The sequence below is a fragment of the Rhodopseudomonas telluris genome, assembly GCF_042432815.1.
In the GTDB taxonomy this organism is placed as follows: Bacteria; Pseudomonadota; Alphaproteobacteria; order Rhizobiales; family Xanthobacteraceae; genus Rhodopseudomonas; species Rhodopseudomonas telluris.
This window is the reverse complement of record NZ_JBHLWM010000012.1, coordinates 235141-247276: the sequence shown is the minus strand read 5'-3', so window position 1 is coordinate 247276 and position 12136 is coordinate 235141. Positions and strand designations below refer to the sequence as shown.

Annotated in this window: 10 protein-coding genes; all 10 read right to left on the bottom strand. The window is 64.9% G+C overall.

The window, feature by feature from the left end:
* Positions 1-286 precede the first annotated feature (286 nt).
* Entirely contained in the window at positions 287-634 is a 348-nt protein-coding gene (locus ACFFJ6_RS25095; RefSeq protein WP_378393096.1) for a hypothetical protein, read from the bottom strand.
* 110 nt (positions 635-744) lie between these two features.
* Entirely contained in the window at positions 745-1719 is a 975-nt protein-coding gene (locus ACFFJ6_RS25090; RefSeq protein ID WP_378393094.1) for a transglutaminase-like cysteine peptidase, read from the bottom strand.
* Between the two features lie 231 nt (positions 1720-1950).
* Complete coding sequence (locus ACFFJ6_RS25085; RefSeq protein WP_378393093.1) at positions 1951-3285, bottom strand: HlyD family type I secretion periplasmic adaptor subunit; 1335 nt, start codon at positions 3283-3285, stop codon at positions 1951-1953.
* Positions 3286-3289: 4 nt separating this feature from the next.
* Positions 3290-5494, bottom strand: a complete 2205-nt coding sequence (locus ACFFJ6_RS25080) for a type I secretion system permease/ATPase (protein ID WP_378393091.1) — start codon at positions 5492-5494, stop codon at positions 3290-3292.
* Positions 5495-5680: 186 nt separating this feature from the next.
* The gene (locus tag ACFFJ6_RS25075; RefSeq protein ID WP_378393089.1) at positions 5681-7258 is read right to left on the bottom strand and encodes a TolC family outer membrane protein; all 1578 of its coding nucleotides are present in this window, start codon (positions 7256-7258) and stop codon (positions 5681-5683) included.
* Positions 7259-7820: 562 nt separating this feature from the next.
* A complete protein-coding gene (locus ACFFJ6_RS25070) occupies positions 7821-8003 on the bottom strand; it encodes a light-harvesting protein (RefSeq protein WP_378393087.1) in 183 nt (60 codons plus the stop codon).
* A gap of 12 nt (positions 8004-8015) precedes the next feature.
* Positions 8016-8171 carry a light-harvesting antenna LH1, beta subunit gene (gene pufB / locus ACFFJ6_RS25065; RefSeq protein WP_378393085.1) on the bottom strand — a complete coding sequence of 52 codons (156 nt, stop codon included), beginning with the start codon at positions 8169-8171 and terminating at the stop codon, positions 8016-8018.
* Between the two features lie 467 nt (positions 8172-8638).
* Positions 8639-9889 carry a nitrogenase component 1 gene (locus ACFFJ6_RS25060; protein WP_378393083.1) on the bottom strand — a complete coding sequence of 417 codons (1251 nt, stop codon included), beginning with the start codon at positions 9887-9889 and terminating at the stop codon, positions 8639-8641.
* A complete protein-coding gene (locus ACFFJ6_RS25055) occupies positions 9889-11244 on the bottom strand; it encodes a nitrogenase component 1 (RefSeq protein ID WP_378393081.1) in 1356 nt (451 codons plus the stop codon). Before ACFFJ6_RS25055 ends, ACFFJ6_RS25060 begins: the two co-directional genes overlap by 1 nt.
* Before the next feature lies 1 nt (position 11245).
* Positions 11246-12115 (bottom strand): nucleotide-binding protein, encoded by an 870-nt coding sequence (locus tag ACFFJ6_RS25050; protein ID WP_378393079.1) that lies wholly within the window; start codon positions 12113-12115, stop codon positions 11246-11248.
* Between the last annotated feature and the right edge of the window lie 21 nt (positions 12116-12136).

Sequence of the window (12136 nt, the reverse complement as noted above, 5' to 3'; positions counted from 1 at the left end):
TGATGCAGTTTGGTTAAGTGCTACGAAGGTTAAGCGGCCTGCGCCTCGAACAGTATACTTAAGGTTCCGCCATCTATACGAACACTTTCGAAGTATAGAATCTCCCTCTTAGGGCGCACTTCGCCGCTCCCCGGCAGTCACCCGAGGTCTGAATACTTGCATATGTTAAGATTGGGGCAATCGGCAGCCCGATGGGCGACACAAAAATGGCAGATTTACGCCACCACAACCGGCAAATATTTACCGGACACCGACAATAACTCGCAGAAATTGTGTATCAGACCGCTCAAGTGCGGCCGATCACACAAGCCGTCGGCTGGTATTTGGTGCGGTAAAGCAGAGCCTGGGAGCCGATGCCGTCGAGCCAGATTCCTCGGCCCGCGTAGCGGTAGCCATCGCCCATCGGGATCAGGCGCACGGGCACGGCTCGGTGTGGCGCAAGATGAAGATGCGCCGTGACGATCTCACCCGGCATGCCGACTGCGGGCGTGCGCAGTACGTAGCTGGCGCCGTCAGCGCAGGAGATCGAGAAACTCGCACCCGGCAGAAGAAAATGTGCACTCGCCGGGGCGGCTGCGGCGGTCGCCAACGGCAGAGCCAATGCAGCACTCATGATCAGTCGCGTGATGGTCATCGCAGCCCCCTCCGAATATCCGTCTGGTCAATTAAGACCGCAATTCGGTGTGGAGCACAAGCCGCTCTCCCGGCTTTGCGGCGGATACGCGCAGAATGTCCGTTAGCTGCTTACAGCTGGAGCACCAACGCCGAGCCGCCTCCGACCTCCCCCGCATCGGCTGCGGGAGACACGTCGCTTTCGCTTTCATGATGCAGGCGCTCTGCGAACGGCGCGGCAAACAGGCTGACGCCGCGATGATCGAGAGCAAACAGCGGCATGAAGGATTGCAGATCGCGCCCCTCAAGAAGCGACGCCTGACGATTATCAAGTACCAGCCAGCGCCCATCGAGGCGGACGGCCAGCACGGCATGATCCTGACGGACAGCAAGGTCGCGGACCAGCACCAGGGTCAGATCGCTTTCGGCGACGCCCGCTGCGCGCAACAGCGCGTATTTGGCGATCGCGTAGTCCTCGCAGTCGCCGATTCCACTCCGCAGCGTCTGCAACGGCGACGTCCATAGATCAGCGACACCGTGCTGCTGGATGTCATTGACGTAGCGGACCGCCTGGTTGACGTCCCGGTTGATGGTTTCGGCGCGCGCGCGGTCGTCCCCCGCCTCACGGGCGGCACGCATCATCGAGACGAAACGGCGTTCCGAAGGCGAGCAGCGCGCATCGTCGGCGTTGCAGCGGGCGATCGCGGCAGTCTCAGCCGCCATGGCGGATTCGACACGGCGCCACTTCGTCCACAGCAAGCCTTCGGGCGCGCGGAACGTCACCAGGCCGAAAGGCTCATCGCTCGGAAGTGCCGCCTTTGGCAGAGCCGGCGCGTCATTGGTCACCTTTTCGGTCGGATCGGTGGAGGCCAGTTCGACCGGCCCCGATGCCGCCCGGCGCATGCCGTCGTGCTTGGCCAGAACAGCCTCGATGGTGAAGAACTTCAATTGCGGCGCGGCCACCGGAAGCGTTGCGGCCGGCATGGTTTCCGATTTCTTGCCGCGCGCGTCGGCCGAAGCCGGACCGGCAAACAAAGCCCCCGCCGCAAGGACAAGCGCAAGCCCCAGCGCACGCGGGAAAACCCGCGGCTGCTCGTTCCGCAACATCGTTGACGCCCCGTGTTGTCCAGGGCATCGGCCGACGTCAATGCGTCGATCCCCGTCCCGGATCTGGTGTGATCAGGGATAAGGCCGGGGCCGCTTCAACGCGGTTAAATGCGGGGTAAATCCGTCGCGTAGTTGGGAACGCAACTAATCGTCGCTCACTCGAGCGCGTCGAATTTTATCGATTCAGGAATTGTTGACCTTGCGACGCGCCCCGCCCCTGCTCGCCGAGGCTCAACGTTCGCGCAGCGCCTCGTCGCGCAGGGTGCGTGCGGGCTTGACGAGATAATCGAGCACCGACTTCTTGCCCGTTAGGATCTCGACCGTCGCCACCATGCCGGGAATGATCGGCAGCGGCTGCTCGCTCGTGCCGAGATGGTTCTTTTCGGTGCGCACCATCACCCGATAGAAGGTTTCGCCGCGCTCGTTTTTGTCGCCCTTGTCGTCGGTGATGGTGTCGGCGCTGATCCGCTCGACGCGGCCATGCAGCGACCCATAGATCGACGAGTCATACGCGCTGAGCTTCACCACGGCTTGGTGGTCGGGGCGAATGAAAGCGATATCCTGCGGCCGGATGCGGCCCTCGACCAGCAGCGAGTCGTCGAGCGGCACGATCTCCATGACACTGGCGCCGGGAGCCACCACCGCGCCGATCGTCGTGACATTGAGCTTGTTGATCACGCCGCGGACCGGGGAGCGCAGTTCAGTGCGGCGAACGCGATCTTTCGCGGACTTGATGTTCTCGTCCAGCACCGCCAGATCGCCGCGCGATTTGGCGAGGTCGTCCTCGGCCTGCGCCCGGAACGCCGTGGTGATATTCAGCCGGCGCGACCGCGCCTCCTGCACCGCAGCCTCGGTTTTGACGATCGTCGCCTGGATCACCGCGAGCTGACCGCGCATGTCCGTGGCCTGGCGGTCCGCACGGAGCATCTCGATCTCCGGCACGACCTTCTGCTCATACAGTTTTCGCGTCAGCGCAACTTCGCGATTGAGCAGCGCCAGCGTTTCGGCGAAGCGCTTTTCGCTGGCGCGCAGCTCGTCGATCTCCTTGGTCTTCTGGATTTCCTGCTGCTGCACGACGTCGATGTCCTGCGCCAGCTTGCGCATATGGGCATCGAACACCTGCCGCTCCGCCTGAACGGCCTGCGGCGCGATCTCGGCCAACTCGGGCGGGAACGGCACACTGGTGCGCCCCGCGGTTTCGGCTTCGAGCCGAGTCACGCGCGCCGCCATCGCACCCCGGCGCTCGCGGATCTCGCCGAATTGCGCGGCGAAATTGGTGTCCTCGATCCGGGCCAGCGGTTGGTCCTTCTCGACGATCGCGCCCTCTTGCACCATCAGCTCCGCGATGATGCCGCCCTCGAGGGACTGCACGACTTGCGTCTGGCGCGACGGCACGACCTTGCCGTTCCCGCGCTTGACCTCGTCGAGCACGGCGAAATGCGCCCAGCCGAGAAACGTCACGAACAGCGCCAGCGACGCGAACAGCAGCATCCGCGCGGTCCTGGGCGTGCGGAGCTCGACCGCGGCGCGAACGTCGTTGGAGAAGGCGAAATCCGTCTGCGCCATGACCCTACCCGCGTGCCGCAGTCTGAGCCGCCTGCGCCGGCTGCGGCCGCAGCTTGGTCAGGATCTGATCCGTCGGACCATCAGCGACGATGCGGCCCTGATCGAAGACAAGGATGCGATCGACCAGCGACAGCAGCGACGGACGATGCGTCGACACGATGATGGTCATCTCGCCGCTCGCCAGCGCGCGCAGACGCTCGAGGAACTCACCCTCGCTGCGCACATCGAAATGCGCCGTCGGCTCGTCGAGAAACAGGACGCGCGGCTTGCGGATGAGGACGCGAGCCAGGCCGATCGCCTGCTTTTGCCCACCCGACAGGCTGCGTCCGCCCTCGGCGATCAACATATCGTAGCCCTGCGGATGGCCGGCGATGAAGGTCTCCACGCCGGCGAGACGGGCCGCGGCGAGCACCTCCTCGTCGCTCGCGCCGGGCCGGCCGAGCGTGATGTTGTCGCGCAGCTTGCCGTAGAACAGATCGGTGTCCTGCAACACGAAGCCGATGCCGGCGCGCAAATCGGCTGGGTCGTACTGACGGATGTCGATGCCGTCGATCAGGATGGTGCCGTCGCTGGGCGGATAGAATGCGGTGGCAAGCCGGCCGACCGTGGTCTTGCCCGAACCGACCCGGCCGATGATGCCGATCTTCTCGCCAGGGCGGACCTGAAACGAAACATTGTCCAGCGCCTTCGCCGGGCTGTTCGGATAGGAGAAGCTGACGTTCTTGAACTGCAGCGCGCCATGCTTGATCTCGCGCGCGACATAGATCTTCTCCGGCGGCCGCTCGCGATCCAGCGCCATCAGCCGGTCGATCGAGCGCAACGCGGACGTCGTCTGGGTGAAGCGCGTCATCACGCCCGCGATGCCGGCGATCGGGCCAAGTACACGCCCGGCCAGCATGTTGGCAGCGACCAGAGCGCCCACCGAAAGCTTGCCGTCGAGGATCAGGAACACGCCGACGACGACCAGCAACAGGCTGCACAGCTGGCTCGCGACGCTTGCAGCCGTCATCGCCATCGAAGCCCAGAACTGCACGTCCTCGCTGGACCGCGCGGTGGCCGCCACCGAGCGCTCCCAGACGGTCTGCACCCGGCCCTCACCTGCGACCGCGCGGATCGTCTCGATGCCGTTCAGGGACTCGACCAGGATGCCGTGGCGCGCCGCGGACTCCGCCTGCATGCGCCGCATCGCCTTGTCGAGCGGGCGCTGGATCAGCAGACCGACACCGATCATCACTGGCAGCATCCCCAGCGGGATCCAGGCCAGCGGCCCGGCAATGACGAACAGCACCGCGATAAACAGGATCGCGAACAGCATATCGATCGCGGACACCACGGTCCCCGAGGTGAAGAACTCGCGCACGGAGTCGAAGTCGCGCATCTGGTTGGCCAGGATGCCGACCGAAGGCGGCCGCTTGTCCATCTTCAGCGCCATCACGTGCTCGAAGATCTTCGCCGCCAGCACGACGTCGATCTTCTTGCCGGTCATATCGATGATCCGGCTGCGGACGACCTTGAGCAGGAAGTCGAACGCGATCGCGAGGCCGAGTCCGATCCCGAGCGCCACCAGTGACGGGATCGCGCCGTTCGGGATCACGCGGTCATACACGCTCATCGTAAACAGCGGCGCTGCCAGCGCCAGGATGTTGACGATGAAGGCGGCGATCGCGACATGCGCGTAGTTGGCGCCGAACTTGCCGACCACCGACCAGAACCAATGCGACTTCGGCAAGTCTCCAGTCGCGACCGCGCGCGGATCGGCGACGGTCGCCGGCCGCACGAAGTAGGCAAAGCCGGAGTAACGCGCCGCCACGGCGTCAACGCTTTCTGTTGCCTCGGCGTCACCAAGCGAGGGATCGACGATCACCAGCCGGCCGCGCCCCTCGTCGATGCTGAGCAGAATGCGGGTCGAGCCGTCGTGCAGCATCAACACACAGGGCAGCACCAGCGCCGGAATGTCCTGCAGCGGCCGCTCTTCAAGCCGTGCTTCCAGCCCCGCGCGTTGCGCCGCGCGCTCATAGAGTCCGACCGTGAGAATGCCGCGCTCGAGCGGCAGGCCCGAGAGCAATGCACTGCGGCTGAGCGCGCGGCCGTGATGCGCGGCGAGATACAACAGACTGTCGGCGAGTGGATCGGGATGTGCAGCGGCCACGCCGGGATGGGCCACCGGGGCGGCACCATCGAGATCGACTTCTGGGGACCGAATGTTCACCGACGCCTCGAATTCCGGAGGGCGGTCCGACAGGCCCGCTGCTGGGTCAAACGCTCACAGTATTAGGTTGTATTAGATGAAAATACGTGCCGGCGCCTCGTCTGATTTGGCCAGCCCGGCAGAAAGTCCGGATACAGTAAATCGCGGCCAGCGGCGGCACAGCGCCCCCCGCAGGGGGCGCCGCAATTACTTAACGGCCGAGCCGGCGGGCGCAGTTCCACCATACTTACCGGACGCGACGAACAGTGCGCCGTTGTCGGCAACTTCGTGCGACGCCCAGCGGTCATCGAAATTGATCACCGTCGGGAACTTGGGCGGATCGAAATAGAAACCGAACAACTGGACCGGCGGCACCGCATTGAGCGGCTCCGGACCGGGCGCCGGGGGAGCCAGCCGGATCGGCGCGAGCTTGTAGCCGATGAAGCCGCTCGGGTGCACATCGACTAGCTCGGTTTCCGGCGGATGACCGGTCTTCAGATAGTTCAGCATCTGCCCCATGGTGGCGAGAAGCTGATAATCGGCGAACACCGCGACGCCGCGTGCTGATACCAGTGACACATTGGCGTTGAAGTACTGGTTCTGCGAATTCAGCAGGTCGATCAGCGTGCGCTGACCGAGCTCGTATTCCTTGTTGTAGGCGATAAAGGTGCGGCGCGCGGCCTCGACGTCGCGGACCAGCGCGGCGACGCGATCATTGGTGATCGTGCGCGCCGCCCAAGCCTTGTCGATCGACTCCAGCGCATCCCGCTGCAGCCGCGCCTGGCGCTGCTGCTCCTCGATCATGCGCTGCGCCGCTTCTTCCCGGCGCCAGCTGCTCTGGCCGCCGTTGAAGATATCCCACGACGCCACCAGCTTGCCGCTGACCTCGTCATACTGGTTCTGATAGAGCACGGATTCCTTGCCGCGCGATGCCCGCCCCTCGAGCGAGACCGTCGGCAGGAACGAGCCGGTGGTGGCGTCGAAGCCCCGCTTGGCAGCGGCCACATCGGCACCGGCTGCGCGCAGCGTCGGGTTGAACTTGTAGGCGACATCGAGCGACTCGGCCTTGCTCTTCGGCAGGTCCGAAAGCCGGCCAGGGAAGCGTAGATTGTAAGGCTCGAGGCCGACGACCTTTCGGAATTTGGCCCGCGCGGTCTCCAGGCTGAGACGGAATTCGGCTGCAACGGCCTGAGCAGCGGCGACGCGCTCTTCGGCCTGCTGGGTATCGCCCTCTCCCGCACGGCCGCCTTCGAAGCGAGCCAGCACATTCTTGCGAAGTTCGAGATGGACCTTGAGGTTCTCCTCGGAGAGCCCGACCAGTCGCGTGTAGCGGACGACATCGATATAGGCTTCAGCCGCGTCGAGTCCGGTGAGTTCGGTTCGCTCCAGCACGCGGAAAGCGGCGGCATCGACCCGCGCCGCCTGACGCCAGACTTCGTTGATCGAGGCAAATCCGTCGAACAGCAACTGACGCACGACGACGCCAGCTTCGCGGCCGCGCAGATAGCGGCCGTTGTTCAGCGGCGCCGGCGACACGTACTGTTTCAGCATTTCCGGACCGGCGCTGGCTTCGAGCCGGACCTGCGGGAGCAGCGTGCCCTGGGTTTGCCGCAGCTCAGCTTCGGTCGCGCGACGGTTGGCGGCAGCCTCGCCGACGCCGGGGTTCGTTTTCACCGCCTGATTGATGGCGTCCAGAATTGTGAACGGTTCGGCTGCGATCGCAGCAGGGACGGAAAACAACCCGGCGACCGAAAGGACGAATGCAAATTGAGCGGTTTTGAACATGGAACATTGCTAACAAGGCCGCTTACAACTCGCAATGGAAGCTGGAACCACTGCGGTAAAAAGGGGTAGCAGTGTGGCAGAATCGCGACTCCTGCATGCAATTGATTGATGCCATTCAATAATTTATCGCGACTCGGAGCATATCGAGGCCACGTTTAGGACATATTTCCGTAAGTTATTAACGCACAATCGCTCGTGCGACCAAATGCTATCCCTCTCCCTGGCAGCGAAGAGCCCGGCGACACAATCCGCCAACTCCCGGTTTTGGGTGCATGCCAAGTCCCGGATCGGCAAGACTCTGGCTCAGCTTGTCGGTGCGCCCCCCCCGTCCGTCGGACGCGGGCCAGCCCAAGCCTCCAGCCGTCGACGATGCCCCAAGGCTCCGCCCTGTTGGGGCGGACGGGGACACAGATTCAGGCGGACACCGCTGCCGGCCAAGATCAACGACCGGGCGAGCGGGCCTTCGGCGTAGCGGCTCCAGCGCTAACAAACAGTGACTCCAGAACGGAAAAGGCCGGGACCCGTAGATCCCGGCCTGCGCTTCAAGGTCGCTGAAGCCTGGTCACCCCGTTTTGACGGAACTCTCGATCGCGGCTGCTTTACCGTTCCAGTATTTCGGAAACCAGGCCGTGTGCGTCAGCACCGCGAAATGCACCAGAATGGCGATCACCGTGACGCTGCCGAGAAACAGCGGCAATCCCACGGTCGGCTTGACGACGGTCCAGATTCTTGCCTGATTGGCCATCTGTTGATCTCCTTACTTCAGCCAGGGCGAATAGACGAAGGCGAGGAAGTGAGCGACGATCGCGATCGCGCCGAAAATGCGCGTGCCGTCGATCACATGCTTGTGGATCTCTTCTGATTCCGCGATCGTCAGTCCGGTCGGCCAGACCCGGTTCGGATCGTCTGCCATGAACAATCTCCTCGAAGTGGTTCATCAATGGCGTGCGAAACCCGCACGCGGGCGAACTGCCGCCCTTTCGGGCCGATCGACAATTCGGTGAAACGTCCCCCACCGCGCCGTCGCTCACGATCGACCGTCAGACCTCATCAGCAGTCAACTTATTATCAGTTGATCAGAGATGTCGGGTCAATTTCGTAGTTGATAGTGGAGCGAGAACAATCCGCCCGCGCAACGCCCCAAGACACGTCAATTCAACCGAATCCGTATTGATAATAATCATTAGCGCACTAGCCGGCTGCCCAGTTACACGACCTCTCCGTCGCGAACATCTGTTGGCCCACATCATTTTCCAGTGCGTCTGATGACTTGTGATGACGCGGCAATTGGCTCGCCACGCTCCTGATCAGGGGCCACCTTGATACAGGTGCAAGAGCCGCATGCTGAGCTCGGCAAACCGTGATGATCGCAGCAGGCTGCTACTTACTTTCGGCTGCGGTGACGATGGCCTCGAGCAGCGCCAGGCTGCCGCGGAAGCCGCCGAAGCCGGTCGTCAGGCTGAGGCGGTTCGTCGGGGTCGCGCATTCGATCAACGGCGTCCCGAGCCGGTCAGCGACTATGCGTTCGAGCGAACTGCCGAATACGATGTCCGCTGCGCTGGCGCGGATCAGGTCGGCGATCTCGTCGTCGTCTTCGCTGTAGTGCACAGCGCTCAGTCCGTCCTGCAGAGCAGCGCGGCCGTCAGAGGCGGGATTGTCGGTCAACACGATCACCGCCGGCGCCCAGCCCAGCGTCTGAATGAGAAACCGCGCGATGCCGGACGCATGCAGGCTGGGCAGCGCCAACGCAAAGGCCCGCGGGCCGCCTTGCCGGAACAACGTCTCGAGCAGCCGATCGAGACAGTAAGCCTCGCGGCGACGCTCGTGATCGATGAATGCTCTGGCTGCCGCTTCGTCGATCTCGCCGGCGGCCGCAGCGATCTTCGCGAGCAACGCAGCGGTCGCCACTGCCCCCACCGGAAGCCCCGCGCTTTCGATCCACGGGATGCCGAAACGCGCATCGAGCGCGCGGACCGCGGCGCTGCTCCAGGGCGACACCGAGACGCTGAGTTCGGCATGCGCCGACGCCCGCAGGCTGTCGAGCCCGCCGAACGGGCCGAAGACCGGATTCGGCGTCAGGCCGATGCCGGCGATGAGCCGCGACAATTCCTCAATCTCGGCGAGCCACGTTCCGTCCTGATGCGGCACCGGTCCGAAAATGTTGACCAGCCCCGTACGACGCGGCGCGACAGCGACCGCTTGCGCCATCGCGGCTTCGAGGAATGCTGCGTAACCTTGATAGGCCGAGCCACGAAAGCCGGCGGTGGCCAGATCGATGATGTCGTCGCCGGCGTCGCGCGCTTCCTGCGCCATCGCCGCGACGTCGTCGCCGATCATCTCCGCTGGACAGCCGGTCAGCACGACCGTCAATTCGCCGGCGACCACGCCGCGGGTGTTCTTGATCTGCTCGCGCAGCCGCGAGGCGCCGCCGAACACGACGTGTTTCTCCGACAGGTTCGAGGTGGGCCACGCGCCGCCTGATGAGCAACCGCCGCCATGCCACAATCCGGCCTGCACGCCGCAGCCCGGCGTCGCGTGCACCAGCGGTGTCACGCCGTCGATCGCGGTCGCCGCGTACAGCGCGCCATGCAGCGCGCAGCCGGCGCGCGGACGCGTCAGATGCGCCGCCATCATCTCACCTCGCGTTTGATGTGCCAGTCCGGGCTGCGCTTCAGCCAACCGGGCAGATAGGCGATCGTCACCTCGAAGCTGTCGCCGCGTCGCTGGGCGTCGAGTGCACGGACGATACGGGTCGCAAGCCGGACTTCCCCGGCGACACCGAGCAGATCGTCGCCTTCGACCGCCACCGCCGCGATGCCGGCGCGGGTCGCGGTCGCCGCCGCGGCCGGCGTGCCAATCAGCAGATCCGGCTTCAACTTGCCGAGCCAGTTGACCAGTTCGAACGGCTGCCCCGCGCCGATATGCAACGCCAGCGTCGACGCTGCGCTCAGCGCCTTGAGGCCTTCGAGATGCAGACTGTCGATCCAATCGACGCTCAGCCCGGCGACACGGCCGCCGAGTTGCCCCACCAGCCCCGCCACCGCCAACGCCTGGGAGGGTGGCAGCGCAACGACGACCCGTCGATCGCCGAGCAGCTCGCTTTGGTGGCCCCCTTCCTCCGTCGCCGGCAGAGGGCGCTCGGTGGCCTCGGCCACCGCCTCGATGAAGTGGCGGGCGCCTGCGGCGCCGATCGGCGGCGGCAGATGCAGGAACGGGACGCGGTGCAATCGGTCCAGTTCCCGGCGCAACACGTCGGCTTCGTCCTGAAACACCGCAACGCTGAGCACCGCCTGCGCAGCCTTGGCGAAGGCGTCTGGACCTGCACCGGCTGGTAGCACGTTGACCTCGAGCCCGAGCGCAGCAATCTGCCGCGCGATGGCGGCCAGCCCCGGGCCCCGCTCAAAGGCCAGCAAATTGATCAGATTCCGGCGACGGCCGTGCCGCGGTTGGATCAGGGCGGCGAGCGCCCCGCTGGCGATGTCGTAGCCCGTCGCCGCGATCCGGGACCGGAAGCCGTCGGTGCGCAGCTCGATCACCGGGATGCCGAGCTCATCACCGAGTTCGGCAGCGACCGACTGGATGTCGTCATTATTGATCGCGACCACCGGCGTTGCCACCACCACGATCGCCCACGGCCGATAACGCTCGTAGAGCCGGCGTTGCGTCCGCGCCAGTACACCATCGGCGCCGAGGATGGTGTCGCGCTGATCGAGGTTGGTGACCGCCCATGGCCGTCCGGCCGCTCCGCGCGCGAGCGCCCCGGCGCAGCCGCGAACACCGTGCACCACGACGCCGAGGCCGTCGACCTCGGCAAGCACACGCAGCGCCGCCGAAACATCATCGACCGCGACCTGTGAGAAAGTGCGAATCCGCGGGACCGGCGGACCAGCCTCCAGTTCCGCGATCAGTGCCGCAACGTCCCCGAGATAGGCGCTGACGCCACCCAGCCGCCGCTCACGGGTCGGCGGTTGCAGGGCCTTGTTCATCTCACATTGCCTCGGCAAGCGGACGCTCGGAGGCGCCGAACACCCGATCGCCCCATTGCCTCGCCCAGTCCTTCAGCGCCGGACCGTTCAGCGGCTTGGGAATCGACACCGGATGATCACTGGCGATATGCCGCGCCAGCTTGCGATAAACGTCGGCCTGCTCCGACGCCGGCGCGGCCTCGATCACGGTCTGGCCGTAGAGTTCGCTCTGCGCAACGGTTAGCGACCGCGGAACGTAGCCGACCACCCCTGTCCCGGTACGCGCGGCGAAGTCATCGATCAACGCGGTCGCATAGGGCGTCTGGATGCTGTTGGCGATCACCCCACCGAGGCGGGCACCGCCGGACGGCGCGTATTTGCTGATTGCTTTGAACAGATTGTTGGCGGCGAAGATCGCCATGAAGTCCGATGACGTGACCACGAACGCGGACTCAGCGATGCCGTTACGGATCGGCACCGCAAAGCCACCACACACGACGTCGCCGAGCACGTCGTACAGCACGTAGTCCGGCTTGAACTCCTCGAACAGCTTGAGCTCGTGCAGAAGATCGACCGCGGCATTGATGCCGCGCCCTGCGCAGCCGACACCTGGCACCGGGCCGCCGGCCTCGATGCACAGCACACCGCCGAAGCCAGTCGCCGAGACGTCGGCGATGGTCGGTCGCCCGCTGTCACGCAGGCTGTCGAGCACGGTCGGCAGATCCTCGCCGCCGCGCAGGATCGTGGTCGAGTCGCTTTTCGGATCGCAGCCGATCTGAATGACGCGGTGGCCGGCCTCAGCCAGCGCCGCACTGATATTCGACGTCGTCGTGGACTTGCCGATGCCGCCCTTGCCATAGATGGCGATGTGCCTGGGCTTTGCGCTGCTCACGCGGCCTCCATTGGAATTAAG

Excerpts from the sequence above, each read along its gene's own strand:
- ACFFJ6_RS25095 (WP_378393096.1), bottom strand. The coding sequence starts at position 634 with ATGACCATCACGCGACTGATCATGAGTGCTGCATTGGCTCTGCCGTTG.
- ACFFJ6_RS25090 (WP_378393094.1), bottom strand. The coding sequence starts at position 1,719 with ATGTTGCGGAACGAGCAGCCGCGGGTTTTCCCGCGTGCGCTGGGGCTT.
- ACFFJ6_RS25085 (WP_378393093.1), bottom strand. The coding sequence starts at position 3,285 with ATGGCGCAGACGGATTTCGCCTTCTCCAACGACGTTCGCGCCGCGGTC.
- ACFFJ6_RS25075 (WP_378393089.1), bottom strand. The coding sequence starts at position 7,258 with ATGTTCAAAACCGCTCAATTTGCATTCGTCCTTTCGGTCGCCGGGTTG.
- ACFFJ6_RS25070 (WP_378393087.1), bottom strand. The coding sequence starts at position 8,003 with ATGGCCAATCAGGCAAGAATCTGGACCGTCGTCAAGCCGACCGTGGGA.
- pufB (WP_378393085.1), bottom strand. The coding sequence starts at position 8,171 with ATGGCAGACGATCCGAACCGGGTCTGGCCGACCGGACTGACGATCGCG.
- ACFFJ6_RS25060 (WP_378393083.1), bottom strand. The coding sequence starts at position 9,889 with ATGGCGGCGCATCTGACGCGTCCGCGCGCCGGCTGCGCGCTGCATGGC.
- ACFFJ6_RS25055 (WP_378393081.1), bottom strand. The coding sequence starts at position 11,244 with ATGAACAAGGCCCTGCAACCGCCGACCCGTGAGCGGCGGCTGGGTGGC.